Below are 26,314 nucleotides of genomic sequence, written 5' to 3'. Positions count from 1 at the left end.
CCTACGGCGCCGATTCCATCAAGATGCTCAAGGGCCTCGAAGCCGTCCGCAAGCGTCCCGGGATGTACATCGGCGACACCTCCGACGGCACCGGGCTGCACCACATGGTGTTCGAGGTGGTCGACAACGCGATCGACGAAGCGCTGGCCGGCCACTGCGACGAAATCGTCGTCACCATCCATACCGACAACTCCATCTCGGTCACCGATAACGGCCGCGGCATTCCCACCGACGTCCACAAGGATGACGAGTTCCAGCGCAGCGCCGCCGAAATCGTCATGACCGAGCTGCACGCCGGCGGCAAGTTCGACCAGAACTCGTACAAGGTTTCGGGCGGCCTGCACGGCGTGGGCGTGTCTTGCGTCAACGCGCTGTCGGAATGGCTGCGGCTGACGATCCGCCGCAACGGCAAGGTCCACTTCATGGAGTTCCGCCGCGGCGAGCGCGTGGAGCCGCTGAAGGTGGTCGGCGATACCGACAAGCGCGGCACCGAGGTCCACTTCCTGGCCGATGCCGCGATCTTCCACCAGGTCGAGTTCCACTACGAGATCCTGTCCAAGCGGCTGCGCGAGCTGTCGTTCCTGAACAATGGCGTGAAGATCAAGCTGGTCGACCAGCGCCAGGGCAAGGAAGAAGACTTCGCCTTCAGCGGCGGCGTCAAGGGCTTCGTCGACTACATCAACCGCTCCAAGACGGTGCTGCATCCCAACGTGTTCGCGGTCGCCACCGAATCCAGCGCCGGCGGCGTGCCGGTGGGCGTGGAAGTGGCGATGCAGTGGAACGACAGCTACACCGAAAACGTGCTGTGCTTCACCAACAACATCCCGCAGCGCGACGGCGGCACCCACCTGACCGGGCTGCGCGCGGCGATGACGCGGGTGCTGAACAAGTACATCGACGAGAACGAGCTGGCCAAGAAGGCCAAGGTCGAAACCACCGGCGACGACATGCGCGAAGGGCTGACCTGCGTGCTGTCGGTCAAGGTGCCCGAGCCCAAGTTCAGCAGCCAGACCAAAGACAAACTCGTGTCGAGCGAAGTGCGGCCGGCGGTGGAAGACGCCGTGGCGCGCAGCCTCGACACCTGGCTGCAGGAACGCCCGAACGACGCCAAGGCCCTGTGCGCCAAGATCGTCGAAGCCGCCCGCGCCCGCGAGGCCGCCCGCAAGGCGCGCGAGATGACGCGCCGCAAGGGCGTGCTGGAAGGCGCCGGCCTGCCCGGCAAGCTGGCCGACTGCCAGGAGAAAGACCCGGCGCTGTCGGAAATCTACATCGTCGAGGGCGACTCCGCCGGCGGTTCCGCCAAGCAGGGCCGCGACCGCAAGTTCCAGGCCATCCTGCCGCTGCGCGGCAAGGTGCTGAACGTGGAAAAGGCCCGCTTCGACAAGCTGATCAGCAGCGAACAGATCGCCACGCTGATCACCGCGCTGGGCACCAGCATCGGCCCCACGGACTTCAACATCGACAAGCTGCGCTACCACCGCATCATCATCATGACCGATGCGGACGTAGACGGCGCACATATCCGTACGCTGTTGCTCACTTTCTTCTATCGCCAGATGCCGCAACTGGTTGAGCGAGGCCACATCTACATCGCGCAACCGCCGCTGTACAAGGTGAAGGTGGGCCGCGACGAACGCTACCTGAAAGACGACGCGGAAGAAACGGCCTTCATGCTGCAGCTGGCGCTGAAAGACGCCAAGCTCTACCGCAATGCCACCGAGGAGCCCATCGTCGGCGACGCGTTGGCCGAACTGGCGCGCCTGTACAACCTGGCCGACGCCGTGATCGCGCGGCTGTCGAAGCAGATCGACGAGCGCTCGCTATCGGCCATCGTGCAGGGGCTGGAGATCGACCTGGGCGACGAGGCCGCCGCCGAGGCGTCGGCGCAGCGCCTGATGGCCGTGCTGGAAGACCCGCAACTGCCGGGCGCGGTGAAGGTGTTCGCCAAGTACGACGAAGCCACCGAAAAGCGCTACATCGAAGTGCACCGCAACCACCACGGCAACATCCGCGTCAGCGTGATCGACGCCGCCTTCGTTACCGGTTCCGACTACGCCGTGCTGCGCAACTCGGCCAAGACCTTCCAGGGGCTGATCGGCGAAGGCGGCAAGATCGTGCGCGGCGAAGGCGACCGCCAGCGCGAGGCACCGGTGGGCGAATTCCGCGACGCCATGCAGTGGCTGCGGGCGGAAGCCGAGCGCTCGGTGTCCAAGCAGCGCTACAAGGGGCTGGGCGAAATGAACCCCGAGCAGCTGTGGGAAACCACGATGGACCCGACGGTGCGGCGCCTGATGAAGGTGCAGATCGAGGATGCCATCTCGGCCGACGAGATCTTCACCACGCTGATGGGCGACCACGTGGAGCCGCGCAGGGCGTTCATCGAGACGCATGCCTTGATGGCGGGCAATATCGACGTTTGAACATGGCGCGCGGCGGCGCGCCTGCCGGCGTTCAGTCCTGGCGGGCCACGTAGGCCTGGACGTCGGGGATGACCTGTTCCATGAGCTTGCGCACGGCGCTCGCCTTGCCTTCATAGGCATTGGTGTTCAGCTTCTTCCACAGCGATTCGCCTTCGTTCGAATTGACGCGGTAGCGACGGCTGAAGTCCTGTTGGCCGCCGCTCAGGCTGAGCAGCACGTCGAGCCAGTATTCCTGGTTGACGTTCCGGTAATAAGTGCCGAGGAATTCCAGGCGGATCGAGATATCGGAGCCTTGCCCGGTATCGGGTCCGATGGACTTGAATACCCTGAGGCGTTCCAGTTCGGCGCGCAGCGCGGCGGCGCAATTTTCCTGGTCGGCTTCGGTGAAGCTGAGTTCGGGGTCGATCTGGGCGGATATCGGCGCGACCGTGCCGCCGATCAGGAAATAATTCGTCTTGGACGTCTGCTGCGCCCGGCTCGCCACGGTTTTCGTCCGGATCGAGGCGGTCCGGTCCGAAGTGGCTGCCGGCGCGGCGCCGGTCGATATCGTATCGAGGGGAATCGGCGTCGCGCAGCCGCTGAGCGCCGCGGCCAGCGCGCAGGACAGGATGAGGGCTTTCATGGGGAGGGCCTGTGGGAAAGGGGCTTATCCTATCCCAGATTCACATTGCCCTGGCTGCCCTGACGGAAGCGCGCGACCAGATCATCCATGGCGCGCGCGATCGATCCGCTGTCCCCGCCCACGGCGATCAGCCCGAAGCCCGCGTCGAACATCTTGCGCGCGCTGTCGACGTTGTAGTCCAGCAATCCCGCCCGCTTGCCTTTCGAACGGATGGCCGCCAGCGCGTCGAGGATCTTCCGCTGCACTTCGGGCGCGCTCGCCTTGCCGAGATGGCCCATGTTGGCCGCCAGGTCGTTGGGCCCCACGAAGACGCAATCCACGCCTTCGACCGCCGCGATTTCAGCCGCGTTGTCGATGGCCTGCGACGTTTCGACCTGGACGATGACGTAGATCGTCTCGCACGCGCGCGGCGCGTAGTCCTTCAGGCGGCCGAAGCGGGTCGCCCGGGAGACGGTCGAAAAGCCGCGGATGCCATCGGGGGGATAGCGCGTGGCGGCCACCGCCGCGCGCGCCTCGTCGGCGTTCTGCACGTTTGGGAACATCAAGGAGCGGGCGCCGGCATCGAGCAGCCGCTTGACCATGACGGCGTCGTTCACGGGCATGCGCACGACCGGCTCCGCATTCCCGCCGGCCGCCGCGGCGCGCAGGTGGTGAACGATGTCGCCCAGGTCGTTGGGCGCATGTTCCATGTCGACCAGCAGCCAGTCGAAGCCGGCGCCCGCGGCGATCTCGGTCACCATCGGGCTGGCGGTGGTCAGCCAGTAGCCGATCAGCCTGTCGGCCCGGGCGCGCGCCCTGAGCGGATTTTCCATGGGCGCCCCTCGCTCAGTCCTGGATCACGGCGGTGAAGTCGCACACCACGACCGACTTGCCTTCCTTGCCGACCAGCATGTGCGCATGCCGCGCCGGACGGGATGCAGGGTCGGGGAACAATGCCCGCCACTCTTCGTTGAGCGCCTTGCGGTCGGAAAGATCCTTGAGCCAGACGTTCATCTTCAGGACATGCTCGGGCCTGACGCCGGCGGCCGCCATGATCGCCTTCAGGTTCACGAACATCGCCTTGCACTGATCCTCGACCGAGTCGGGAATGTGCCCGGTGCGGGCGTCCTTGGCGCTGATGACGCCGGACATGACCATGTTGCCGATGCGCGACGCGGCCGGAACCGGATTGCCGTGCTTGAATTCGTCGACCTCGATGCTGCGTCTCATGACGGGGCTGTCTCCTCTCGAATGCGTCATGCAGGAAAACCGAACAGCCTGGCCGGATTGTCGACCAGGATCTTCTTGCGGATGGCCGGGTCGTCGCTGTAGCGGTAGAGCAGTTCGAGCAGGTCGGCGTCGTTGGGCATGAAATCCGCATGGAGCGGATGCGGCCAGTCCGTGCCCCAGACGAGGCGGTCGGGATTGGCCTCGATGAAGGCCTTGGCAACATCGACCGCTTCGTTGAAATGCGGATAGGTCGAATAGCGGTGGCCGTTCGATATCATCAGCCAGACGTTTCCCTCTTTCAGCAGATCGCAAACGATCGGCAGGTTCGGGTCCTGCAGTCCGCGCACGCGGCCCATGTGGTCGATCTCGACGGTCTGGTCCTTCAGCTTCCTGATCCGGGCGACGAGTTCGGGGTTGAAGCCGTCCCACGGCGCATTGATCTTGAGGATCCAGCCGATCTCCTTGCAGCGGGCGGCCGAACGCTCGAACAGGTCCCAGCTCGGCACCAGGTTGAGCTGCTCGCGGAAGGTGAACCGGATGCCGCACACGCCCGCGGCCTTGAGCCTGTCGAGATCGCCGTCGCTGAGCGTATCGTCGATGACGCCGATCGCGCGGTAGTTCGGCCCGAGCTGCCTGAGCGCGTCCAGCACGATCGTATGGTCGGTCGCGTAGACGGTGGACTGCACGATGACGCCCCGGTCGATGCCGAGCTTCTCGTGCATGCGCCGCGCCGCCTCGAAGGTCGCGCCCTCCGAGCTGTAGGTCGCGCCTTCGCGCTTCTTGTAGCCGTGGCCGCTGATGTGGAACTGGCAGTCGCAACTGTTGCGCGGCGGCGCCTCGCTGGGCGCGCGCGGATTCGGATCGAACGGCAGGTATCGGGCTTTCGCGGTGCTCATGCTTGCGCTTCCTTGGCTGGATTCGTCGAGAAGTGGCAATTGACCGATCCATGGCGGCCGAAGTCGGCCTGAAAGGTGTCGCCGGGCCGGGCCGGCACCGGACGGATGAACGAGCCGCTCAGCAGGATCTCGCCCGCCTTGAGCGTCGCGCCATGCGCGGCCATCTTGTTGCTCAGCCACGCGATCGCGTTGGCGGGGTGCCCGAGCACGCCGGCGGACAGCCCGGTTTCTTCGATCTCGCCATTGCGCAGGCAGGCGCCGCCGATCCAGGCCGGATCGATGTCGTCGGTCGGCAGGAACGGACGGCCGCCCATGACCAGGCCGCCATAGCCGGCGTTGGCGCAGATGCTGTCGACGATGGTCCGCTTCTGCCCGGTGACCGAGTCGATCTTCTCCAGCCGCGAGTTGAGGATCTCGATCGCCGGACAGATGTATTCGGTCGCGCGCAGCACGTCGAACAGGGTGCACCGGGGGCCTTTGAGATCGCTCTTGAGCACGAACGCCAGTTCGATCTCGACGCGCGGGGCATGGAAGGCGCCGAGCGGGATCGAGCTGCCGTTCTCGTACACCGTGTCGTCGAGGATCACGCCGTAGTCGGGTTCGTTGACCACCGACTGCGATTGCATCGCCTTCGAGGTGAGTCCGATCTTGTGGCCGACGATCGCCGCGCCCTGCGCGATCTTGATGTCCGCCCAAGCGGATTGCACGGCATAGCCGTCTTCGAGCGTGATGCCGGGATTGGTGATCGTGAGGGGCCGCAGGATTTCGCGCGCTTCGTCCGCCTGCGCGATGCGCCGTGCCAGTTGCCGGATTTGTTCTTGCGGGAGCGCCAAGGTCGGTCGTCCTTCAGTGGGGTTTGGCCTGGGCGGCCAGGTAGGCCTCGAACGCCCGCAGCGTCTCGGCGTCGGGCGGGAAGTTGCCCTTGAGGGGGGCGCCGTCCAGGATGCGCCGGGCGACGAAGGCGTCCTGCGCGTCTTTCTTCAAGGCTTCGTCGGCCACCTGCGCGGCGGCCGATGCGGGGATCACGATCACGCCGTCGGCGTCGCCCATGACGATGTCGCCGGGAATGACCGCGACGCCGCCGCAGGCGATGGGGCGCCCGTGTTCGAGCGCGCAATGCGCGACGCGGCTCACCGGCGGGCTCGGGGCCTGGACGAAGACCGGCATGGCCATCGCGCCGATCGCCGCGCTGTCGCGGATACCGCCGTCGGACACCAGCCCGGCGCCGCCCCGGACCATCAGGCGCGACACCATGATATCGCCGCAGCACGCCGCGCTCGCGTCCGACCGGCAGTCCATCACGAGCACGTGCCGCGCGGGCGTGGCTTCGAACGCCTCGCGATGGATCTCGCCGGAGCGCCAGGCGGGCGCTTCCAGGTCTTCCCGCGCGGGGATGAAGCGCAGCGTGTAGGCCGGCCCCACCATCGGCCGGCCGTAGCGGCCGAGCGGCCGCACGTTCTTCATCAGCACGTTGCGCAGGCCGGCCTTGTACAGAATTCCGCAGACCGTCGCGGTGCTGCATTGCCGCAGTCGTTCGACGACCGCGCCGTCTACGCCCGCCGAAGCTTGGGTAGCCTGTTGCTCGACGAGGCCGCCGACGAGATCGGCGATACCGTATCGCTGACCGTGCGCAGCGGGCTCGAAACCGTCTGCGTCGCGCGGCGCCTGGGCAGCTATCCGATCCAGGTGCGGTCCATGGGCATCGGCGTGCGAAGGCCGATCGGCGTCTCGTCGTCGAGCATCGCGATTCTTTCGACGCTGACCAAGCGGGAAGCGTTGCAGATCGTCCGGCAGAACGGCGGCCGGTTCGACGATACCAAGGTGACCATCGACGAGATCATGGAGAAGGTCGAACGGGCCCGGGCCTGCGAGTACGCATTCCTGGAGCGTGGACTGGTGCACGGCACGAGGGCGCTGTCGATTCCCATCCGGTCGCGCAAGGGGCCGGCCTGCGCGACGCTGACGGTGACCGCCATTACCCGGCGCATCCCCCAGCAGCGCGTCAATTCCATCGTCGACGTCCTGCGCGGATGCGCAGTCAAGATGGCGGATCTCATCAGCCACGAAGCCGCTTCGCGCTGAATATGCCTCCCATGCGGCTGCGTGTCGCCGCTGTCTACATCGTGGAACCGACCTTCCCAAACTCGTTGTTGCCTGATCGGCCTGCTCGTAGCATGGCGTCTCATCGCACACAAGCCCGCCCGAGCGGGAGGAAGGAGACAGCATGCAGAGGAGAGCACTTCTACGGGCCAGTGTCCTCGCGCCACTCGCTCTCGGTACCTTGCCGGCCAGGTCCGCGCTTGCGCAGGATGCGAACTATCCGTCCAGGCCGGTCAGTGTGATCGTCGCGATCCAGGCGGGCGGCGCGGTCGATATCGCCGCCCGCGTGGCGGCCGACGCGCTGAGCGCCAAGCTCGGCCAGTCCTTCGTCGTCGACAACCGCCCCGGCGCCGGCGGCATCATCGGCATGGCAGAGGCCGCGCAATCCCGGGCCGATGGCTATACCCTGCTGTTCGGCACGGCCGGGCCCATCACGATTCTGCCGCAGCGTCCTTCGATGCTGGCGCAGGTCGATCCGCTCAAGGCGTTCAAGCCGGTCGCCCTGCTCTACTCGGTTCCGCTGGTAGTGATCGCCAAGAAGGACGGCCGGTTCAAGACGCTGCGCGAACTCATCGATTACGCCAAGCGGAATCCGGGACGCGTCACGTATGGGTCCACCGGCGTGGGCTCGATCAATCACATCGCCGGCGAGCTGTTTTCGTCGCTTGCCGGGATCAGCCTGCTGCACGTGCCTTACAAGGGCACGGGGCCGGTCGTCACCGATATCATCGGCAATCGGCTCGACCTCTACTTCGCGACGCTGCCGAGCTGGAAGAGCTCCAGCAACAGCCTCACCGTCCTGGCCGTCGCCTCCGACAAGCGGTCGGATTTCGCCCCGGAGTTCCCCACGTCGGCGCAAGCCGGGCTGCCGGGCTTCGAATTCGACAACTGGGGCGGCATCTTCGCTCCGATCGCGACGCCCCGGGCGGTCGTCGACAAGCTGCGCCGCGCGCTAGAAGCCGCGATGAAAGAGAAGACGGTGCGCGAGAAATTCCGCGCCGCCGGCAACGAGCCCGACTTCCGGGCGGGCGAACAGGCCCAGGCCGAGGTCGAGGCCGGTTTCGAGAAAATGAAGAATCTGGTGCGCGACCGGCAGCTGAACCTCGATGCCTGAGTATCATGGCAGCTCGAGACCCCATGAACTGAACATCGCGAGGCGCCGCCATCATGAGCAATGCGAAGCTATTCGATCCCGTCCGGTTGAAGGGCGTCACGGCTCGCAATCCGATCGTCGTGTCGCCCATGTGCCAGTATCAGTCCGTGGGCGGCTCTCCCACGGACTGGCATTTCGTTCATATGGGGCGGTATGCCGTGGGCGGTGCCGGCATCGTGTTCTACGAGGAAACCGCCGTAGAGGCCCGCGGGCGCAAGACGCCGCTATGCGCGGCGCTGTTCGACGACGGGCAGATCCCCGCCTACAAGCGCATCGCGGACCTGGTGCGCAGCCTCGGCGCGGTCCCGGCCATGCAGCTCGGCCACTCCGGCGGGCGCGCGTCGGAACGCGGCCCGCTGGACGGCCGCAAGCCGCTGACCGAGAAGGACGCCGAACTGGGCTGGCAGCCCTGGGAGCCGATTTCTTCCAGCGCCGTACAGCTGCGCAAGGGCAGTCCGGTCCCGCGGGCCATGGAACTCAAGGAAATACAGGCGGTGGTCCAGGCCTTCGCCGACGCCGCCGTCCGCTCTTTGCGCGCGGGGTTCGAAATCGTCGAGATCCATGGCGCGCACGGTTATCTGATCCAGCAATTCCTGTCGCCCTTGGTGAATCGCCGCAAGGACGCCTATGGCGGCAGCCTGAACGGCCGCATGCGCTTCGCGCTGGAGATCAGCGAGGCGGTGCGGGCCGTTTGGCCGGCGGACAAGCCGCTGTTCTTCCGTATCTCGGTGCTCGACGGCAAGGGCGGTCTGTGGTCGCTGGATGATTCCATCGAGCTCGCGAAGGCCTTGAAGACGCGGGGCGTCGATCTGATCGATTGTTCTTCGGGCGGACTGTCAGGGGACTCGACCATGCCGGAAGTGCCGCGCGTGCCGTCCTATCATGTGCCTTACGCCCGGCGGATCAAGCAGGCGACCGGGCTTCCCACGATGGCCCCCGGATTCATCACCGGCGCCCGCCAGGCGGAAGACCTGCTGCGACAGGGCGACGTGGACCTCATCGGGATGGCCCGCGAACTGATGTTCCATTCCGATTGGCCGGTCCATGCGGCGCGCGAACTGGGCGTCGAAGACTATCTCCGGCTCTTCCCGGCCGAATTCGTCCCGCGGCTGCAGGCGCGGGAGGAACAGACGCGCATGCCCAAGAACCAGCCCGGCGCTCCCATTCCTTCCGGGGTATCCGGATATCTTTGAAGCCTGGCGATCCATGCCTCGGGGGGCGGGGCCTGGACGATCGAGTATGTCAAACAGTCATACCGTAATACCGTATTATACTGCTGGGCGCGAAACGCCGGACTCCGTCCGGCGCACGGAACATTTGTAAGAAGTCCCAGGAGATATCCATGTCTGTTCTGCAATCCCGCGCCCTGCGTTCGGCCGGCGCCGGCCTGTGCGCGCTGTGGCTGGCCGCCGCGGCCACGTCCGCCGCGGCAGCCGATAGCAAGTCGGCCGCCAACTACCCCAGCCGTCCGGTCCGCGTGATCGTCCCGTTCGCCCCCGGCGGCGGCGCCGACGTGATCGCGCGCCTGGTGTTCGCCAAGCTGCAAGCCCGCCTTGGCCAGCCTTTCGTGATCGACAACCGCGGCAGCGCGGGCGGCATCGTCGGCACCGACGCGGTGGCCAAGGCCGCCCCCGACGGCTACACGCTGCTGCTGGGCCAGACCGGCCCGAACGCCATCAACCCGTCGCTGTTCAACAAGATGCCGTACGACCCGATCCGCGATTTCGCGCCGGTCATCCAGCTGACGGCCTATCCCTACGTGATCGTGGCCAATCCCAAGGTGCCGGTGAAGTCCTTGAAGGACCTGATCGACCAATCCAAGGCCAAGCCCGACAGCTTCACGTTCGGCTCGGCCGGCACCGGCAGCTCGGGCCAGCTCGCGGGCGAGCTGTTCATGCGCACGGTCGGCATCAAGATGACCCACGTGCCCTACAAGGGCGCGGGCCCGGCGCTGTCCGACACGCTGGCCGGCAACATCTCGCTGACCTTCGGCGACATCGCGGCCTCCACCCCGCTGGTACGCGCCGGCCAGCTGCGCGCGCTGGCCGTGACCGGCCCGAAGCGTACGCCGCTGCTGGCCGACGTGCCCACCGTGGCCGAATCGGGCTATCCCGGCTTCGACGCCCAGGCCTGGCACGCCGTGTACGCGCCGGCCGGCACGCCCAAGCCGATCATCGACAAGCTCAACACCGAACTGGCGGCCGTCCTGAAGGATCCGGAAATCCAGGAACGGTTTGCCAAGGACGGCATCGAAGCCGTCGGCAAGAGCCCGGAAGACTTCGCCAGGTACACCAAGGAAGAAGTCGACAAGTGGGGCGCCACCGTGCGCGCCGCCGGCATCAAGCTGGATTACTGATCCACGCTACGCCGACTGCCGCCGCGTGAATGCCTTCAGGATGGCGTGCGCGCCATCCAGGAGGACTTCGGTCGCCTGAGACAGCGGCCGTGCCTCCGCGGTGGCGCTTATCAAGGTGCGCTGGATGGGCGGATCCTGCACGCGGGCCACGCTGATGCCCCCTTCCTGCAGCTCGCGGTAGAAGCCCATGGGCGCCAGGATGGTATAGCCATATCCGGCTTTCACCAGGCTCAGTATCTCGGCCACGGAGTCGACCTCCACGCGGATGTCCGGGGAAATGCCCTGCTGGTTGACTGCCTTGCGGATCAGCATGTTCATGCCATGCATCCGGCCTGGAATGATCAAGGGGTACGAGGGCAGCTCGGCCATCGGAACCACCTGCCCTTCGCCGAAGGCGGCCGCCTGGCCGACCAGGTACATGTTCTCGACCCCGAGCACGGTGCGCCGCAGCCCCGACAGCGGCTGCACGTCGAACAGGATGGCCGCGTCGAGCCGGCCGCTGTGCAGCCATTCCAGCAGATAGCCGCTCATGGCCTCGACGATGTGGGGAACCACCTTGGGCGCCTGCGCGCGCAGGTGATCGAGCAGAGGGCGCACGAGAACCGGGCCCACCGGGGCCGGAATGCCCAGCGCCACTTCGCCGTGCGGCTCTCTGCCCAGTGAAACCACCTCCTGCCGGGCCTGCGCGAACTGGCGCAGGATGGTTCGCGCGTGCTCGAACAGCAGCCGGCCCTGCTCCGTGGGCACCACGCCTGCCCGGCTGCGCACCAGCAGCTGTACCCCCAGATCGTTTTCGAGATGCCGCATGTGCATGCTGACCGCCGACTGCGCCACGTGCAGCGCGGCGGCGGCGCGGGTCAGGTTGCCGGTTTCTACGACCTTGACGAAGTAGCGAAGCTGTCGACTGTCCATGAGCGCGACCGGTGGCCCGGCCATCTGTTTTCTAGATCGATTCGAACGCTATTCTATGGTTTTCAGCTGGAAAGCGGCCTCCTAAGATGCCCTCGCATCGATACGAGACCGCCTCCATGCCGCATCCATTCCTTTCCCCGCCTGCGGGAATCGGCGAAATCCCGGAAAGCCAGGCCACCGGCCCGGTCGCCGAGCTGTATGGCGACATCAGGCGGACGCTGGGCGTCGGCCTGGTCAATCTGGTCTACCGCCATCTGGCCACGGTGCCCGGGGCGCTGCAATGGGCCTGGGCCCATCTCAAGCCTCACTTCGCGTCCGGCGCGCTGGACAGGCAGGCGGCAGTGCTCCGCGCGCAGGTCCGGCAGGCGGTCATGCCCTGGGCCGCCTGTTTTCCGGCCGATCTGGCGGCGCGGCCCCACGCGGCGGCCGCCGCGCGGCTGGCCCGGGCGTACAACCTCAACAACAGCCGCAATCTGCTGGCCTTGACGCATCTGCTTGGCTTGTCAGCGGCGGGCGAGGCGGCGAACCCTGCGCCGGCCCCGGCTTGCGAGGATCCGGCCTGCGAGCCGGCCGGGCCGGAAATCCCCTTGCCCGCCATGCCGGATTGGGACCGGCTGGGCGGCAAGGACAGGGAAAGAATCCTGCGCCTGAACCGCCTGGCCGAAGACGGCGAGCCTTCCATCGTCGCCGGGCTGTATCGGCACCTTGCCGTCTGGCCGGCGCTGGCCGGCGCCATCGAGCCGGCGTTGACCGGCCTGGCGGCGCGCGGCGAATTGGCCGCGGCGCTTTCGTACACCGTGCGGACGGCAGCGCGGACCGCCGCCGCCGAGCCGCTGCCCGTCGGCACGGCGATTCCCCCGGAGGTGGATGCGCCCATGCAATCCGTTCTGCGCAGCCTTGCCACCGTGACGATCCCCAAGATGATTCCCCTAGGGCTGGCCCTGCATGCCGCGTTCGACGGCACGCCTTCCAGGCCGGCACCTGCCTGAGAGGCCAATGCACCCGTGCGCCGTCGCACCCTGGAAGCCGACCACTACCGACACCACCGATCACGAATCCATGGCCACCAATTTCCTCCTCATCATCACCGACCAGCACCGCGCGGATCACCTCGGCTGCTACGGCAATCCGATCGTCCGCACGCCCCACATCGACTCCCTGGCGCAACGGGGATGGCGCGCCAACCGCTTCTATGTATCGAACCCGGCGTGCATGCCGAACCGGGCCACGCTGATGACCGGCCGGATGCCGTCGGTGCATCGGGTGCGCTCCAATGGCATCCCGCTCTCGCTGCAGGCCACGACCTTCGTCGAACTGCTGGCGGCGGCCGGCTACCACACCGTATCGAGCGGGAAGATCCACCTGCAGCCCATGTTGGGCGAGGGCCCCATACTGCGCCCGCCGGGGGAAGCCGGCACGCCGCCGCCAGAAGAGCTGGGCGACGCCTGGCACAAGGCCGATGACGGCGACTACGACCAGGAGCGCATCAATCGCTGGCAGGAAGATCCCGGCCACGACCTGCAGCTGCCGTACTACGGTTTCCGCGAGGTATACCTCACGATGTCCCACGCCGACGGGGCGCACGGGCACTACGGGCGCTGGCGCGAGCAGCGCCACCCGGGGGCGGACCGGCTGGTCGGCCCGGACAATGCGCTGCCGCGGCAGGGCATTACCGCCCTGCAGGCCTGGCGCACGGCTGTGCCGGAGGAGCTGTACTCCACTACCTACATCAAGGAACAGGCGATCGGCTTCCTCGAGCGCCACCGCGCCGGCGGCGCGGACCGGCCGTTCCTGCTGCATTGTTCGTTCAACGATCCGCACCATCCATTCACGCCGCCCGGGCGCTATTGGGACATGTACGACCCCGCGGGCATCCCGCTGCCGGCCGCGTTCGAGGCCTGCCGCGGCAAGCCCACGCCCGCGCTGGCCCATCTGCTGGCCGAGCGCGACGCGGGGCGTTCCGACCGCGAGTCCTGGATGCTCCAGGCCGTGAGCGAAAAGGACGTGCGCGAAGCCATCGCGCTGACCTACGGGTCCATCGCCATGATCGACGACGCCGTGGGGGAAATCCTGGCCACGCTGCGGCGCCTGGGCCTGGAAGACGACACCGTGGTCATCTTCACCAGCGACCACGGCGACTACATGGGCGACCACCAGCTCATGTTCAAGGGCCCCATCCACTACGACGGCCTCATCCGGGTGCCCTTCATCTGGGCCGACCCGCGGGGCGCGCAGCGCAACGTCGCCTCCGATGCGCTGGCGGGCACGGTGGATATCGGCGCCACGATTCTGGCGCGCGCCGGCCTGCGGCCCAACCATGGCATGCAGGGCCGCAGCCTGCTGCCCCTGGTCGAAGGCCGGGCCGACGCGATCCGCCAGGGGATCGTCGTCGAGGAGGACAACCAGCGGGTCTTCCTCGGCTTCGATCGCCCCGTCCGGATGCGCACGCTCGTTACCGGCCGCTGGCGCATCACCGTCTACCGCGGCGTGCAATGGGGCGAACTGTACGACTTGCAAGAGGATCCGCTGGAAATGGTGAACCTGTGGGACGACCCCGGGTGCGCCGCGGCCAAGCAACGGTTGCTGTTCCAGCTCGTCCAGGAAATGCAGGAGCTGGCCGACGACAGCCCGCTGCCGACGGCACGTGCCTGACCCATCCACGCGCGAACCGTCGGCATGCCCCTGCCCTGCCAACACCGGAGACAACCCATGACCGCCTTGAACCAGGCACGTACCCGATTCCGCGAACTGGCGATGTTGATCGCCGGTGAATGGACCCGCGGCACCGGCCATTCGGCCGCTGCCGTGCTCGACCCCGCGACGGAACAGGTGCTGGGCGAACTGCCGCTTGCCGCCGAAGCGGACCTGGCAGCCGCCGCCGATGCCGCCGCGGCCGCCTTTCCCGGCTGGGCCCGCACCGCGGCCATCGACCGCCGGCGCATCCTGATGGAGGCGTCCCGGTTGATCCGGGACCGCAGCGAACGCATTGCGCATGTGATGACCCTGGAGCAAGGCAAGCCCTTGCCGGAGGCCCGCGGCGAGGTCATCGCGGCGGCCGAGATCTTCGAGTGGTATGCGGAAGAGGCCCGGCGCCTGTACGGCCGGCTGATTCCGCCGCGCCAGGCCAATGTGCGCCACCTCGTCCAGCGCGATCCCGTCGGCCCGGTCGCCGCGTTCACGCCATGGAATTTCCCGGCCCTCACGCCGGCGCGCAAGATCGCGGGCGCGCTGGCGGCCGGGTGCACTTGCGTGATCAAGCCCGCCGAAGAAACGCCGGGCACGGCGATCGAGCTGGCGCGGGCCTGCGTCGATGCCGGGCTGCCGGCCGGCGTGCTGAACGTGGTCTTCGGCGTGCCCGCCGAGGTGTCGGAGTTCCTGATCCGCGCCCCGGCGATCCGCAAGATCACCTTCACCGGGTCCACGCAGGTAGGCATGCACCTGGCCTCGCTGGCGGCCCGCCACGGCGCCAAGCGCTGCACCATGGAACTCGGCGGCCACGCGCCCGTGCTGGTGTTCGACGACAGCGACATCGACCTTGCCGCCCAGGCCTGCGCGGCCTCGCGCCTGCGCAACGCCGGCCAGGTCTGCATCGCGGCCTCGCGCTTCTTCGTGCAGCGGGGGGCGCACGACCGCTTCGTCGAGCGCTTCGCGCAGGCCGCGCGGCGCGCCGTCGTGGGTAGCGGCCTCCAACCGGAGTCCACCATGGGCCCGCTGGCCAACGAGCGCCGGCTGCATGCGATGGCAGGCTTCGTGGACGACGCGGTGCGGCAGGGCGGAACGCTGGTGACGGGCGGCGGCCGCATCGGCGAGCGCGGCTACTTCTTCGCGCCTACGCTGGTCACGGGGCTGGCCGACACGGCGCGGATGATGACCGAGGAAACGTTCGGCCCGGTGGCGCCGGTGGTGGCGTTCGACAGCGTCGAGGAGGCCGTGTCGCGCGCCAACCGCCTGCCCTACGGCCTCGCGGCCTATGCGTTCACCGAGTCGGCGCGCACGGCTCGCGAGGTGTCCGACGGGCTGCAGGTGGGCCTGCTGGGCATCAACACGTTCGCCGTATCGCTGGCCGAGGCGCCGTTTGGGGGCGTGCGGGAAAGCGGCTACGGTTCCGAAGGCGGCACGGAAGGGCTGGACGCCTATCTGGCCACCAAATTCATCGCGCATCTGGCCTGACGCGGCGGCGCGAACAACAATATCGACGGAGACGAGACATGAAGCCGATGATTCCCCTTCTGGCCCTGGCCTTGCTGGGCCATGCGGCCATATCCGCCGCGGCGCCGGGTTTTCCCGACCAGCCGGTGAACCTGATCGTGAATTTCCCGCCCGCCGGCCTGACCGACCTGGCCGGCCGCGCGCTGGCCCAGGCCATGTCCGAGCAGCTGCGGCAGACGGTGGTGGTCCAGAACAGGGGCGGCGCCGGCGGCGCCATCGGCGTGGCGGCCGTGGCCGCGGCGCCGAAGAACGGCTACAGCGCCGGCTTCGTCGCGGTGGCGGCGCTGACGACGCTGCCGCAGATGCGCGAAGTGCCCTACAGCCTGGATTCGTTCGACTACGTCTGCCGCACCTTCGACGAACCCGTGTACCTGCTGGTCGCGCCCGACTCGCCCTTCCATACGGCCAAGGCCCTGGTGGACTATGCCAAGGCCCATCCGGGCAAGCTCAACTACGCGACGGTCGGACCCGGCTCGCTGCCGCACCTGGCCGCGCTCGATTTCGTCGGCAAGGCCGGCATCGAAATGGCCCACATTCCCTACCAGGGCGAGGCGCCCGCCGTTACCGCGCTGCTCGGCAAACAGGTAGAGGTGTATTTCGGAACCAGCGCGGTGGCGTCCAGCCACAACCTGCGGCGCCTGGGCGTGGCGGCGCAGGAGCGCATCGCCACGTCGCCGGAAACGCCGACGCTCGGGGAACTCGGCTACCCGGTCAGGCGTTCCATCCTGGGCGGGATCATCGCTCCCCGGGGCGTGGCGCCGGCGGCGCGCCAGGTGTTGGAGAACGCTTGCGCGCAGGCGACGCAGGCGCCGCGGTACAAGAGCGCGCTCAAGACGATCGGCGTGTCGTGGGCCTATTCCCCGGGCGCCGACTTCAAGAGCATGGTCCTGGCCGACGCGGCGCGCAATCGGCTGGTATTGCGCGAGGCCAATCTGCTCATCCCCTCGTCCAATAGCCAATAGGCCGGGCCGATGCTGCACTTCTATCATCGCGCCGACGATCCGTGGAGCCATCTGCTGCTGCAGGTCCTGCCCACGCTGCTCGAGCGCTACGACGTGCCGCTGCGCTGCGTGACGGTGCCCTTGCCGCCGCGCGACTACTTTCCCCGTCCCGACCTGGTGGCGCGGCATGCGCTGCGCGACGCGGTCGACCTGTGCCGCCACTGCGAACTGCATTTCGAGACCGGCGGCGTTCCTCCTTCGGGCGAGGATGCAGAGCTCGCGAGCCGCCGGCTGCTGGCAGCGCAAGACTCGCCCTCGCACTACCTGGCGCTGGCACGCCAGGTGGGCGAGGCCTTGTTCCGCGGGGACAAAGCGCGCCTGCAGGCCCTGTGCGGGCCGCAGGCCCTGCCCCGCGAAGCCGCGCTGCGCCGGCTCGAGGCCAACCAGCGGCGACAGCTGGAGGCCGGCCACTACAACAGCGGCATGCTGGCCTTCGGCGGTACCTGGTATTGGGGCGTGGACCGGCTGCCGCACCTGGAGCACGACCTGCTGACGGCCGGCCGCCGCCGCCCGGACGCCAGCGTGGGCGTCCTGCGCCGCAGATCCATGAGCCTCCCGCCACCGCAAGGCACGGCGGGCTTGCGCGGCCAGCCGATCGAAATCGATTTCTTCTGCTCTTTCCGCAGTCCCTACGCCTATCTCGCGGCCGAGCGCACGTTCGGCCTGCAGCGCCGCTACCCCGTTCGCATCCGGCCGCGGCTGATCGTGCCGATGAAGATGGCCGGTTTCGCCATTCCGGAACTCAAGGCCCGTTATTTCCGTGCCGATCCGGCGCGCGAGGCGCTCAGGCATGGCCTGCGTTTCGGGAATTTCCGCGATCCCTTCGGGCCCGGGCTCGAGCGCGCCATGGCGCTGGTGGATTTTGCGCAACGATCCGGCAAGCTGGAGCCTTACCTGCTGTCGGTCATGCAGGGCGTATGGGCCGACGGCATCGACACGGCCACCGATGACGGCCTCGGCCGCCTGGCCGAACGCGCCGGCCTCGACTGGCACGAGGCGCGCAAGGAGCTCGGCGCGGAGGACTGGCGCGGCTGGGCCGCGGCCAATCGGGCGGAACTGGAGCGGATCGGCCAGTACGCGGCGCCCACCTACCGGATGGGGGACTGGGTGACCTGGGGGCAGGACCGCATCTGGATGCTGGAACGCGAGATACAGGCGCGCCTGGCATCCCCGTCCGTATCCGGCGCGCTTCCCGCCCGGGTCTGCACATGACGACCGGCCCGGCATCCAGGGCGGCGGCCGCGCCGCCCTGTCCGCCGCCCGATCCCCACCCGCGCGGCCCCGTCCGCTACGCCGTTCCGCCCGGCGCGGTCGACTGCCATGCGCACGTCATCGGCAGTCCGCCGGAACATCCTTTCGTCGACGGGCGCTCTTACACGCCGCCGCCCGCCAGCGAGGCGGACTATCTGGGCATGCTCGACGCCACGGGCATGGCCTACGGCGTACTGGTGCAGGTGAGCGTCCATGGCACGGACAACTCGCTCATGCTGCGCGTGCTGCGGCGCCACCCGCGGCGGTTGCGCGGCGTCGCCGTCATGCCGCTGGGCCTGCCTGCACGCCAGTACGATGAGGCGCGCCGGTCGGGCGTGGCCGGGCTGCGCCTGAACGTGCTGTACGGGGGCGGCGTGGGCCTGGGCGACCTGGAAGAATACGGCGCGCTCGCGCGCGATCTCGGCTGGCATCTGCAGCTCCTGGTCGACGCGCGCCGCATCGCTTCGCTCGCCAGCCGGATCGCCGCGCTGCCGGTACCCGTCGTGATCGATCACATGGGGCATTTCCCGGCACGCCAGGGCCTGGCCCATCCCGGCGTCCGCACCATGCTGGACCTGGTCAGGGATGGCGCATGGGTGAAGCTGTCCGGCGCCTACCGGCTGGACGAGGCGCCTTGGCGCCATACCATCCCGCTGGCCCGGGCCTGCCTCGAGATCGCGCCGGAGCGCTGTGTATGGGGATCGGACTGGCCCCATGTCTCGCACTGGGCATCCATGATGAACGTCGGCGACCTGCTGGACCTGCTCGCGGACTGGGCGCCGGACCCGGCGACGCGGGAGCGGGTGCTGGTGCGCAACGCGCATGCGCTTTACGGGTGGAAGCAAGCGGCGCGTTGACGGCCGCAACGCATCCGGAAACCCTCGCCATCTGCGCCGCCGGGCATTCCTGCCGGGCAACCGTTATGCTAGGCGAAGCACAGATTCCGCCGACCGGTCCCCGTGAACCTCCCCTCTTCCCCCGCCGCCCTGCGCGACTTCATCGACCGCCACCGGCGCCTGTTCGTCCTGACCGGCGCCGGCTGCAGCACCGATTCCGGCATTCCCGACTACCGCGATGGCCAAGGCCGATGGAAACGCCAGCCGCCCATCGATTTCGGCACCTTCATGGGCGCCGCCGAGGCGCGCGGCCGCTACTGGGCGCGCAGCATGGTGGGCTGGCGGCGCTTCGGCGCGGCCGCGCCCAATGCCGCGCATCGCGCGCTGGCGCGGCTGGAAGACGCCGGCCGGGTCGCGCTGCTCGTCACGCAGAACGTGGACGGCTTGCACCAGGCCGCCGGCAGCCGCGGCGTGGTCGACCTGCACGGCCGGCTCGACCGCGTCCGCTGCATGGATTGCGCCTACCGCGCGCCGCGGTCGCTCCTGCAGCAGCGGCTGGAAGCGCTCAACCCCGGCTGGACGGCCTGCGACGCGGCCGACGCGCCCGACGGCGACGCCGACCTGGAAGGCCCGGATTTTGCCGCCTTTGCCGTGCCGCCCTGTCCCGACTGCGGCGGCATCCTCAAGCCCGACGTGGTGTTCTTCGGCGAAACCGTGCCGGCCGGGCGGATCCGCCGGGCGCTGGACGCGCTGGGCAAGGCCGACGCGATGCTGGTGGTGGGCTCCTCGCTGATGGTGCATTCCGGATTCCGCTATGCGCGCGCCGCGGCCGCCGCGGGCCTGCCGGTGGCCGCCGTCAACCTCGGCCGCACCCGTGCCGACGACCTGCTGTCGCTCAAGATCGACCTGCCCTGTGCGCAGGCGCTGGGTTTCCTCCTGTTGCACGATGCCGCGGCGGAGAGCCCCGTGTTCTAATGCCGGAGCTCGCACGGCGGGCACGTACCAACGTTTCACTGGAGGTGGCCGCATGGCATCCCCGATCCGCATCATTTCTTCCATGGCGACCCGGCCGCTGCTGAACGATCTCATCGGCCAATACGCGCAGAAATCGGGCCTGCAGGCCACTCTGGAAGCCGTCGGCGGCGTCGACGCCGCCAAGCGCGTGCAGGCCCGCGAGGCCTTCGACGCCGTGGTGCTGGCCAGCAACGTGATCGATACACTCATCGCCGAAGGCAAGGTCGTGGCCGGCAGCCGGGTCGACCTGGTCCGCTCCGGCATCGCGGTGGCCGTGCCGGCCGGTGCGCCGCGCATCGACATCGGCTCCGAGCAGGCCGTGCGCGAGGCCGTGCTGGCGGCACGCACGGTGGGCTATTCCACCGGCCCCAGCGGCACCTACATCACCCAGCTGTTCGAACGCTGGGGCGTGGCCGACCAGATCAAGAGCCGCATCGTGCGGCCGCCGCCCGGCGTGCCGGTCGGTTCGCTGATCGCCAAGGGCGAGGTCGAGCTGGGCTTCCAGCAATTGAGCGAACTGATGAACGTGGCCGGCATCGAGGTGCTGGGCCCGCTGCCGCCGGAGATCCAGTCGATGACGGTGTTCTCGGCCGGCATCGCCGCCACCTCGGCGCAGCAGGCCGCGGTGCGCGACATGCTGGCCTTCATGGCTTCGGCGGAAACGGCCGAGGTCAAGCGCGACAACGGGATGGAGCCGGCCTGAGGCCAGGGCCGGCATCGCCGGCCGGAAGGCCCTGCTATTGCGGCGGCAGTTTGGCCGCCAGCTTGGCCACCGTGGCCTGGTCGCGCTTGAGCGAGGCCGTGAATTCGGCGGTGGTGTCGCCCACGGGCGTGATCAGCAGCGGAGCCAGGATCTTCGCCACTGCCGGATCGCGCGCCGCGGCGCGCACGGCATCGTTGATGGTCTTCTTGACGGCTTCCGGCGTGCCGCGCGGCGCGAACAGGCCGTACCAGTTGTTGGTGAACTCCACGTCGCCCAGGCCGGCCTCGGCGTAGGTGGGCACGTCGGGAATGTCGGGAATCCGCTGCGCCGTGCTGACCCCCAGGATCCGCAGCGAACCGGTCTTGTGGTGCTGTATCACCGACGAGATGCCGGTCACCAGCAGCGTCACGTGGCCGCCGATGATGTCGTTGACCGCCGCCGACGTGCCGTTGTAGCGCACGTTGGTCATCGAATCGAACAGGCCCAGGCCCGAGATCAGCCCCGAGCCGGCCAGCAGCGTGAACGGCTCGCCGCTGGCCCAGCTGCAATTGGCCGACGGCTTGCCGCACACGCGCTTCAGATCGGCCATGGTTTTGATCTCGGTGTTGCCTTTGACCACCATCGCCGTGGGGCCGCTGGCCATCGTGGCGATCGGGTCCACCTCGTCCACCAGGTCGCCGTGGACCGTGTTGTTGGTGTACTTCATGATCGCGATGGCGGGAATGGACACCAGCAGCGTGTAGCCGTCGGGCGCCGACTTGATCACGCGGCGCGTGCCGATCAGCCCGTCGGCGCCCGCCAGGTTTTCCACGATGACCGGCTGATGCCATTGCTCCGACAGGTGCTTGGCGAACGCGCGCGAGGCGTTGTCGCTGCCGCCGCCGGGCGAGTACGGAACGACGATGGTGACGGGCTTGCTGGGGAAGGCGGGCGCCTGCGCGTGGGCCGGCCCCGCGGCGAACGACAGGCACAGGGCGGCGGCGGATATGGAAAATTTCATGGGAATGGTCTCCGTTATTCTGCGTATTTCCGTTCCCGGGCCACGGCGCGATCCAGGCCGACGAAACGGTTGAATTCCTCGAACGGCGTCAGGCGGTCGGCCACGGCATTGGTGGAGCCTTCGCGCATGAAGATCTCCATCATTTCCTTGACCGCCTTGTGCATCGCGAACATCGGCTCGATCGGGCACAGCGCGTAGTCGAAGCCGATCTCGTGGATTTCCTTCAGCGACAGGAAAGGGCTCTTGCCCGAGCGCGCCATGTTGAACAGGATGGGCTTGCCCAGCGGCTTGAGCCGCCGCACCAGCTCGCGCATCTGGTCCACGCTTTCCGGCGCGTCGGCGTACAGGCCGTCGGCGCCCACCGCCGCGTAGGCCTCCAGCCGCTCGATCGCGTCGTCGAGCCCGGTCACCGCGATGGCGTCGGTGCGGGCGACGATGAAGAAATCGGGATCGCTGCGGGCGTCCAGCATGGCGCGCAGCTTCTGCTGCATCTCTTCCTTGGACACCAGCTGCTTGCCGGCGAAATGGCCGCATTTCTTCGGCACCGCCTGGTCTTCCAGGTGTAGCACCGAGGCGCCGGCTTCTTCCCACAGCCGCACGGTGCGCTGGCAGTCCAGCACGCCGCCGTAGCCGGTGTCGGCATCGGCGAACACCGGCACGGTGGTGACGCGGCAGATGCGGCGGATGTGTTCGAACATTTCCGTCTGCGTCAGCAGGCCCACGTCGGGCTGGCCGGCCACGATGGCGGAGGCGGCGAAGCCGCTCACGTAGATGGCGGGGGCGCCGGCCTGTTCGGCCAGCATGGCCGTGACGGCGTCGTGCGCGCCCATGCAGACGAAAGGCGGCTTCTGGAAAAGCTCGCGGAAGCGGGCGGATCGGCTCATGTCTCCTCCGGTATCGGATGTCGTGGTGTCGGTATGCCGTCCCTCCGATGATAGCGATAACATCGTCCGGCTTCAAGCTGACTGTAAGCCGTGACCGGGATTGGTTCAGCGCGCGGACGCCGTATCGGAAGCCGGAAGCGGCGGCGCGTGCGGCGCGGACGGAATGTCGGGCGAACTGCGGATACCGGGGCGTGCATGCCCATCCAGCCAGCGGACGAACAACTGCGTCTCGCGGCTGGCCGAGGGCGCCAGGCCATAGTAGTAGCGCCTGAGCGGCAGGCGCAGGCCGGGCAGGGCGCAGGCCAGGCGGCCGGTGGCGAGGTCGTTCGACAGCAGCGACACCGGCGCGATCGTGAAGCCCAGCCCGTCCACCGCGGCCTGCAGCACGAAGTGCAGATGGTCGAAGAAGATCTGCCGCCTGGGGCGCAGGCGCACGATGCCGGCGTGCTTCTTCCAGTCGTCCCAGTCCGTCTTGCGGGTCTTGGACAACAGCAGCGCCAGCGATGCCAGCGCCTCCGGCGCGCCGACGTCGCGCATCAGGTGCGGCGCGCCGACCAGCAGCCCCTGGTCTTCCAGGAAGGGATGCACGGCCAGCGAGGCCGGCCAGCCGTCCAGCCCGCGCCGGATGGCGATGTCGAACGGCGTGTCGTCCGCGTCGGGCGGCGCGGTGCTGGTGACGATCTGCGGATCGATGCCGGGGTATTGGGCAACGAAGTCCGACAGGCGGGGAATGAGCCAGCGCACCGCGAACGACGGCCGGACATTGATCCGCACCGCCCGGCCCGATGCGCGCGCCATGACCAGGCGGGCGGCGGCGGCGAGCTGGTCCAGCGCCGGCCCGGCCTCGGCCAGGAACTGATGGCCCGCGGCCGTGAGCAGCACCTGGCGCACGCGCCGCTCGAACAGGGCCACGCCCAGGTAATCCTCCAGGCTCTTGACCTGGCGGCTGATGGCGCCGTGGGTGACGTGCAGATCCTGCGCCGCCAGGGTAAAGCTCTGGCGGCGCGCTGCCGCCAGAAACGCGCGGACGGCATTCAACGGCGGCAGGTGGGAGGACATGTGTGAGATTTTATCACCCATACACGCCGGGAATTTCGTTTGTCACGGAACGGTAACGTGCCGCAGCATGGCGCCATCATGACGACTCCCGACTCCGCCGGCGCGCCGGCCGATTCCCCGTCCACCGACGCGCATTCGCGCCGCGCCAGCGCCACGCTGGCCATGGCCCTGCCCGGCGATACGGTGCTGTACCTGCTGCTGCCGATGTATGCCTCGCACTTCGGGGTGTCGCTGGCCGAGGCCGGCGTGCTGCTGGCCGCGAACCGGCTGGTGCGCATCGCCGGCTACGGGTGGGTGGCGCGCTTCTACGCGCGGCGCGGCGACCGGCCCACCTGCATGCTGGCCGCGGCGGCGGCCACGGTCTGCGCCCTGGGCTATGCGACGCTGTCGGGGTTCTGGGCGCTGGTGCCGCTGCGGCTGTTGTGGGGGCTGTCGTTCGCTGCACTGAACCTGTCCACCCAGGCCATGTCGACCGCCGATCCGCGCGGGGCCGCGCGGCGCAACGGCCGCTCGCGCGCCGTCATCGCGATGGGGCCGGTGGTGGCGTTGCCGCTGGGGGCATGGCTGGCGGAGCACTGGGGGCCGCGGGTGATCTTCTTCGCGCTGGCGGTGGTGGCGCTGGCCGGCGTGGCCGTGGCGCGCGGCCTGCCCGGCCATCCTCATCCCGCGCCGGCCGCCAGGCGCAGGCTGAGGCTGCCGGGCAGTCTGGATACCTGGTCGTTCCTGGAAGGCTTCACGCTGGACGGCTTGTTCATCATCGGCTTGTCGTACCTGGGCAAGGATCTGCTGCCGGCCGGGTCGGTCGTCGTCGCGGGCGCGGTGCTGGCGCTGCGCTACCTGGGCGAGATCGTGCTCAGTCCCATCGGCGGGCGCATGGCCGACCGCGTCGGTCCCGAGCGGCTGCTGGTATGGCTATCGCTGACGACCGCCGTCGTGCTGGTGGGCTTCGGCGCGGGATGGGTGTGGAGCTGCGCGGCGGCGATCGTGGTGCTGCGGGCCTTGCAGCTGCCGCTGCTGCCGCCCATCGTCGCGATGCGCACGCCGGGGCCGGGGCGGGTGCAGGCCTTGGCGGCGCGGTCGGTGTGGCGCGATATCGGCGCGGGAACCGGGCCGATGCTGGCGGGGCTGGTGCTGCCGCTGGTGACGCCCATATGGATCTACAGCGTGCCGGCGGTGCTGCTGTCGTGGGCGGCGCTGGCGTGCGTCAGGCCGCCGCGCAAGCCGGGGCAGGACCCGGGCTAGCTGGCGGCAGCCTGCGGCCTTGGCGCGGGCTGGCTCTCGCATCTCGTGTGGATGCCGCCATGGGCGCCGCGGTTGCGCTCATGGCTCGCTGTCTTCCTGCTGATTGCGGAACGCCGCCTCGCCGGCGTCCGATACTTCGATCCATTTCTTGTCGGGCGGCGCGCCGGGGACGTAGCTGTCGTGCCAGTTCCACCATTTGTAGGCGGGCGTCTGGGGATAGCCCTCGGGCGAGTCCTCCCAGACTTCCTGCCGGCCCAGCGGCGTGATGTCGAGGTAGTTCCAGGTACTGCCCATCTGCTCGTCGCCGCGGTTGTTGAGGAAGTAGGTGCGGAACACGCGGTCGCCGTCGCGGTAGAACACGTTCGTGCCGTGCCATTCGTCCACGCCGAAGTCGGCGTCGAAGCCGTCGGTAAGGGTGAACCACGGGATCTCCCAGCCCATGCGGGCCTTCAGGCGCGCGATGTCCGCCTGGGGCGCGCGGGAGACGAAGACGAGCGTGGTGTCGCGGGCGTTCAGGTGGGCCAGGTGGGCGACCTGGTCGGCCACCATGGAGCAGCCCCGGCAGGCGTGGTCGGGCCAGCCGAATACGCCTGGCTCGAAGAAGGCTCGGTAGACGATCAGCTGGCGCCGGCCGTCGAACAGGCCGGGCAGGCCGATCTTGCCCGCGGGGCCTTCGAACGTGTAAGTCTGCTCGACCGCCATCCAGGGCATTCGCCGGCGTTCGGCGGCGAGGGCGTCGCGGGCGCGGGTCAGGGCCTTCTCTTTTACGAGGAGCTGCTGGCGGGCGGTTTCCCATGCTTGCGGCGATACGACCGGCGGTGTGTGCATGGCAGGGCGGGGATCTTTCCGTTCGCCTGCGGATGATGTCGTCATGGCTTGAACCTCCTGATGTTTGGAATGCCCGCGCCTGGCGGCCCAGGCGCGACTTCCTTTCGCTGTGCGTCTCGGGGCGGGCCTGGGATAGTGTGGCAGCGAAAAAGCGGGAAGGGGAGTAACAAGTATAGCGGCCATCCGGTCGAGACGACTTGCCGTGGTGCATGCAAAGGCTGTAGCTTGGACGGCTTCACTTCGACGGCCGATGAAGGAGGCAAAATTGCAAGTCAAACGTGTGGTGGCCAATCTCGAAACGCCAGACCCCGGTCGAGCTCGCGTCTTTTATCAAGACGTTCTCGGCCTCGAACTCTTGATGGACCATGGCTGGATCCAGACCTATGGCTCCCGGACCCAAATGACCGTTCAAGTGAGCTTCGCGGCGGAAGGCGGATCCGGGACGCCCGTGCCGGACCTGTCGATCGAAGTGGACGATGTAGACGAGGCGCTTCAACGTATGAGGGATGCGGGCTTTTCCGCCGAGTACGGGCCCGTCGACGAGCCTTGGGGCGTCCGTCGATTCTACGTTCGCGATCCGTTCGGGAGGCTGGTCAACATCCTTGCGCACGCCTGAGTG

Annotated in this window: 26 protein-coding genes; 15 read left to right on the top strand and 11 right to left on the bottom strand. The window is 68.3% G+C overall.

The features are described from left to right. Positions 1-23 precede the first annotated feature (23 nt). Positions 24-2,420 carry a DNA topoisomerase (ATP-hydrolyzing) subunit B gene (gene gyrB / locus ABD927_RS12115; protein WP_425570247.1) on the top strand — a complete coding sequence of 799 codons (2,397 nt, stop codon included), beginning with the start codon at positions 24-26 and terminating at the stop codon, positions 2,418-2,420. A gap of 31 nt (positions 2,421-2,451) precedes the next feature. On the opposite strand, the gene ABD927_RS12110 is transcribed toward gyrB, so the two are convergent. The 6 genes from ABD927_RS12110 to ABD927_RS12085 are packed head-to-tail and all read right to left on the bottom strand — an operon-like array spanning position 2,452 to position 6,677. After that, entirely contained in the window at positions 2,452-3,042 is a 591-nt protein-coding gene (locus ABD927_RS12110) for a hypothetical protein (RefSeq protein ID WP_345249688.1), read from the bottom strand. A gap of 29 nt (positions 3,043-3,071) precedes the next feature. Then, a complete protein-coding gene (locus ABD927_RS12105; RefSeq protein WP_345249686.1) occupies positions 3,072-3,854 on the bottom strand; it encodes an HpcH/HpaI aldolase family protein in 783 nt (260 codons plus the stop codon). 13 nt (positions 3,855-3,867) lie between these two features. Beyond that, positions 3,868-4,251: a RidA family protein gene (locus tag ABD927_RS12100; RefSeq protein ID WP_345249684.1), complete on the bottom strand. Its 384-nt coding sequence runs from the start codon at positions 4,249-4,251 to the stop codon at positions 3,868-3,870. Between the two features lie 26 nt (positions 4,252-4,277). After that, positions 4,278-5,147 carry an amidohydrolase family protein gene (locus ABD927_RS12095; RefSeq protein ID WP_345249682.1) on the bottom strand — a complete coding sequence of 290 codons (870 nt, stop codon included), beginning with the start codon at positions 5,145-5,147 and terminating at the stop codon, positions 4,278-4,280. Further along, positions 5,144-5,980 carry a 2-oxo-hept-4-ene-1,7-dioate hydratase gene (gene hpaH / locus ABD927_RS12090; protein ID WP_345249680.1) on the bottom strand — a complete coding sequence of 279 codons (837 nt, stop codon included), beginning with the start codon at positions 5,978-5,980 and terminating at the stop codon, positions 5,144-5,146. Before hpaH ends, ABD927_RS12095 begins: the two co-directional genes overlap by 4 nt. Before the next feature lie 13 nt (positions 5,981-5,993). Next, a complete protein-coding gene (locus tag ABD927_RS12085; protein WP_345249849.1) occupies positions 5,994-6,677 on the bottom strand; it encodes an RraA family protein in 684 nt (227 codons plus the stop codon). Here ABD927_RS12085 and ABD927_RS12080 point away from each other — a divergent pair. From ABD927_RS12080 to ABD927_RS12065, 4 genes are all read left to right on the top strand, one after another. After that, positions 6,669-7,229 (top strand): IclR family transcriptional regulator domain-containing protein, encoded by a 561-nt coding sequence (locus ABD927_RS12080; protein ID WP_345249847.1) that lies wholly within the window; start codon positions 6,669-6,671, stop codon positions 7,227-7,229. The genes ABD927_RS12085 and ABD927_RS12080 overlap by 9 nt on opposite strands. Before the next feature lie 256 nt (positions 7,230-7,485). Next, the gene (locus ABD927_RS12075) at positions 7,486-8,361 is read left to right on the top strand and encodes a tripartite tricarboxylate transporter substrate binding protein (RefSeq protein ID WP_345249678.1); all 876 of its coding nucleotides are present in this window, start codon (positions 7,486-7,488) and stop codon (positions 8,359-8,361) included. Positions 8,362-8,414: 53 nt separating this feature from the next. Next, entirely contained in the window at positions 8,415-9,593 is a 1,179-nt protein-coding gene (locus ABD927_RS12070) for an NADH:flavin oxidoreductase/NADH oxidase (protein ID WP_345249676.1), read from the top strand. A 149-nt stretch (positions 9,594-9,742) separates the two neighbouring features. Further along, the gene (locus ABD927_RS12065) at positions 9,743-10,756 is read left to right on the top strand and encodes a Bug family tripartite tricarboxylate transporter substrate binding protein (protein WP_345249674.1); all 1,014 of its coding nucleotides are present in this window, start codon (positions 9,743-9,745) and stop codon (positions 10,754-10,756) included. Positions 10,757-10,762: 6 nt separating this feature from the next. Here ABD927_RS12065 and ABD927_RS12060 read toward each other — a convergent pair whose 3' ends face one another. After that, positions 10,763-11,668: a LysR family transcriptional regulator gene (locus tag ABD927_RS12060; RefSeq protein ID WP_345249672.1), complete on the bottom strand. Its 906-nt coding sequence runs from the start codon at positions 11,666-11,668 to the stop codon at positions 10,763-10,765. A 116-nt stretch (positions 11,669-11,784) separates the two neighbouring features. On the opposite strand from ABD927_RS12060, the gene ABD927_RS12055 reads away from it, so the two are divergent. The 8 genes from ABD927_RS12055 (at position 11,785) to ABD927_RS12020 (ending at position 20,682) form a co-directional block, all read left to right on the top strand. Beyond that, positions 11,785-12,657 (top strand): hypothetical protein, encoded by an 873-nt coding sequence (locus ABD927_RS12055; protein ID WP_345249670.1) that lies wholly within the window; start codon positions 11,785-11,787, stop codon positions 12,655-12,657. A gap of 70 nt (positions 12,658-12,727) precedes the next feature. After that, positions 12,728-14,320, top strand: a complete 1,593-nt coding sequence (locus ABD927_RS12050; RefSeq protein WP_345249845.1) for a sulfatase family protein — start codon at positions 12,728-12,730, stop codon at positions 14,318-14,320. Positions 14,321-14,377: 57 nt separating this feature from the next. Next, positions 14,378-15,838, top strand: coding sequence for an NAD-dependent succinate-semialdehyde dehydrogenase (locus ABD927_RS12045; RefSeq protein ID WP_345249668.1), 1,461 nt, complete (start codon positions 14,378-14,380; stop codon positions 15,836-15,838). Positions 15,839-15,876: 38 nt separating this feature from the next. Beyond that, positions 15,877-16,839 (top strand): tripartite tricarboxylate transporter substrate binding protein, encoded by a 963-nt coding sequence (locus ABD927_RS12040; RefSeq protein ID WP_345249666.1) that lies wholly within the window; start codon positions 15,877-15,879, stop codon positions 16,837-16,839. 9 nt (positions 16,840-16,848) lie between these two features. Continuing rightward, entirely contained in the window at positions 16,849-18,090 is a 1,242-nt protein-coding gene (locus ABD927_RS12035) for a DsbA family protein (RefSeq protein ID WP_345249664.1), read from the top strand. Next, a complete protein-coding gene (locus tag ABD927_RS12030; protein WP_345249662.1) occupies positions 18,087-18,986 on the top strand; it encodes an amidohydrolase family protein in 900 nt (299 codons plus the stop codon). Before ABD927_RS12035 ends, ABD927_RS12030 begins: the two co-directional genes overlap by 4 nt. 102 nt (positions 18,987-19,088) lie before the next feature. Beyond that, positions 19,089-19,940, top strand: a complete 852-nt coding sequence (locus tag ABD927_RS12025; protein ID WP_345249660.1) for an NAD-dependent protein deacetylase — start codon at positions 19,089-19,091, stop codon at positions 19,938-19,940. A gap of 52 nt (positions 19,941-19,992) precedes the next feature. Next, entirely contained in the window at positions 19,993-20,682 is a 690-nt protein-coding gene (locus tag ABD927_RS12020) for a substrate-binding domain-containing protein (protein ID WP_345249658.1), read from the top strand. Between the two features lie 34 nt (positions 20,683-20,716). On the opposite strand, the gene ABD927_RS12015 is transcribed toward ABD927_RS12020, so the two are convergent. From ABD927_RS12015 to ABD927_RS12005, 3 genes are all read right to left on the bottom strand, one after another. Beyond that, a complete protein-coding gene (locus ABD927_RS12015; RefSeq protein WP_345249656.1) occupies positions 20,717-21,682 on the bottom strand; it encodes a Bug family tripartite tricarboxylate transporter substrate binding protein in 966 nt (321 codons plus the stop codon). 14 nt (positions 21,683-21,696) lie between these two features. Beyond that, positions 21,697-22,566 (bottom strand): isocitrate lyase/PEP mutase family protein, encoded by an 870-nt coding sequence (locus tag ABD927_RS12010; RefSeq protein WP_345249654.1) that lies wholly within the window; start codon positions 22,564-22,566, stop codon positions 21,697-21,699. Positions 22,567-22,671: 105 nt separating this feature from the next. Continuing rightward, positions 22,672-23,625, bottom strand: a complete 954-nt coding sequence (locus tag ABD927_RS12005; protein ID WP_345249651.1) for a LysR substrate-binding domain-containing protein — start codon at positions 23,623-23,625, stop codon at positions 22,672-22,674. Between the two features lie 78 nt (positions 23,626-23,703). Between ABD927_RS12005 and ABD927_RS12000 the strand changes: the two genes are divergently transcribed. Continuing rightward, complete coding sequence (locus ABD927_RS12000) at positions 23,704-24,867, top strand: MFS transporter (RefSeq protein WP_345249648.1); 1,164 nt, start codon at positions 23,704-23,706, stop codon at positions 24,865-24,867. 78 nt (positions 24,868-24,945) lie between these two features. Here the strand turns inward: ABD927_RS12000 and ABD927_RS11995 are convergent, their stop codons facing one another. After that, positions 24,946-25,695, bottom strand: a complete 750-nt coding sequence (locus tag ABD927_RS11995; RefSeq protein ID WP_345249842.1) for a DUF899 domain-containing protein — start codon at positions 25,693-25,695, stop codon at positions 24,946-24,948. A 265-nt stretch (positions 25,696-25,960) separates the two neighbouring features. On the opposite strand from ABD927_RS11995, the gene ABD927_RS11990 reads away from it, so the two are divergent. Further along, positions 25,961-26,311, top strand: a complete 351-nt coding sequence (locus ABD927_RS11990; protein WP_345249646.1) for a VOC family protein — start codon at positions 25,961-25,963, stop codon at positions 26,309-26,311. Positions 26,312-26,314: the final 3 nt, after the last annotated feature.

Origin of the sequence: Pigmentiphaga soli, from assembly GCF_039541095.1 — a bacterium.
GTDB classification, from domain to species: Bacteria; Pseudomonadota; Gammaproteobacteria; order Burkholderiales; family Burkholderiaceae_B; genus Pigmentiphaga; species Pigmentiphaga soli.
This window is presented reverse-complemented; position numbering and strand designations above follow the sequence as displayed.

Coding starts and splice junctions, on each gene's coding strand:
- gyrB (WP_425570247.1), top strand. CDS start 24: ATGCTCAAGGGCCTCGAAGCCGTCCGCAAGCGTCCCGGGATGTACATC.
- ABD927_RS12110 (WP_345249688.1), bottom strand. CDS start 3,042: ATGAAAGCCCTCATCCTGTCCTGCGCGCTGGCCGCGGCGCTCAGCGGC.
- ABD927_RS12105 (WP_345249686.1), bottom strand. CDS start 3,854: ATGGAAAATCCGCTCAGGGCGCGCGCCCGGGCCGACAGGCTGATCGGC.
- ABD927_RS12100 (WP_345249684.1), bottom strand. CDS start 4,251: ATGAGACGCAGCATCGAGGTCGACGAATTCAAGCACGGCAATCCGGTT.
- ABD927_RS12095 (WP_345249682.1), bottom strand. CDS start 5,147: ATGAGCACCGCGAAAGCCCGATACCTGCCGTTCGATCCGAATCCGCGC.
- ABD927_RS12070 (WP_345249676.1), top strand. CDS start 8,415: ATGAGCAATGCGAAGCTATTCGATCCCGTCCGGTTGAAGGGCGTCACG.
- ABD927_RS12065 (WP_345249674.1), top strand. CDS start 9,743: ATGTCTGTTCTGCAATCCCGCGCCCTGCGTTCGGCCGGCGCCGGCCTG.
- ABD927_RS12060 (WP_345249672.1), bottom strand. CDS start 11,668: ATGGACAGTCGACAGCTTCGCTACTTCGTCAAGGTCGTAGAAACCGGC.
- ABD927_RS12055 (WP_345249670.1), top strand. CDS start 11,785: ATGCCGCATCCATTCCTTTCCCCGCCTGCGGGAATCGGCGAAATCCCG.
- ABD927_RS12050 (WP_345249845.1), top strand. CDS start 12,728: ATGGCCACCAATTTCCTCCTCATCATCACCGACCAGCACCGCGCGGAT.
- ABD927_RS12045 (WP_345249668.1), top strand. CDS start 14,378: ATGACCGCCTTGAACCAGGCACGTACCCGATTCCGCGAACTGGCGATG.
- ABD927_RS12040 (WP_345249666.1), top strand. CDS start 15,877: ATGAAGCCGATGATTCCCCTTCTGGCCCTGGCCTTGCTGGGCCATGCG.
- ABD927_RS12035 (WP_345249664.1), top strand. CDS start 16,849: ATGCTGCACTTCTATCATCGCGCCGACGATCCGTGGAGCCATCTGCTG.
- ABD927_RS12030 (WP_345249662.1), top strand. CDS start 18,087: ATGACGACCGGCCCGGCATCCAGGGCGGCGGCCGCGCCGCCCTGTCCG.
- ABD927_RS12020 (WP_345249658.1), top strand. CDS start 19,993: ATGGCATCCCCGATCCGCATCATTTCTTCCATGGCGACCCGGCCGCTG.
- ABD927_RS12015 (WP_345249656.1), bottom strand. CDS start 21,682: ATGAAATTTTCCATATCCGCCGCCGCCCTGTGCCTGTCGTTCGCCGCG.
- ABD927_RS12010 (WP_345249654.1), bottom strand. CDS start 22,566: ATGAGCCGATCCGCCCGCTTCCGCGAGCTTTTCCAGAAGCCGCCTTTC.
- ABD927_RS12005 (WP_345249651.1), bottom strand. CDS start 23,625: ATGTCCTCCCACCTGCCGCCGTTGAATGCCGTCCGCGCGTTTCTGGCG.
- ABD927_RS12000 (WP_345249648.1), top strand. CDS start 23,704: ATGACGACTCCCGACTCCGCCGGCGCGCCGGCCGATTCCCCGTCCACC.
- ABD927_RS11995 (WP_345249842.1), bottom strand. CDS start 25,695: ATGCACACACCGCCGGTCGTATCGCCGCAAGCATGGGAAACCGCCCGC.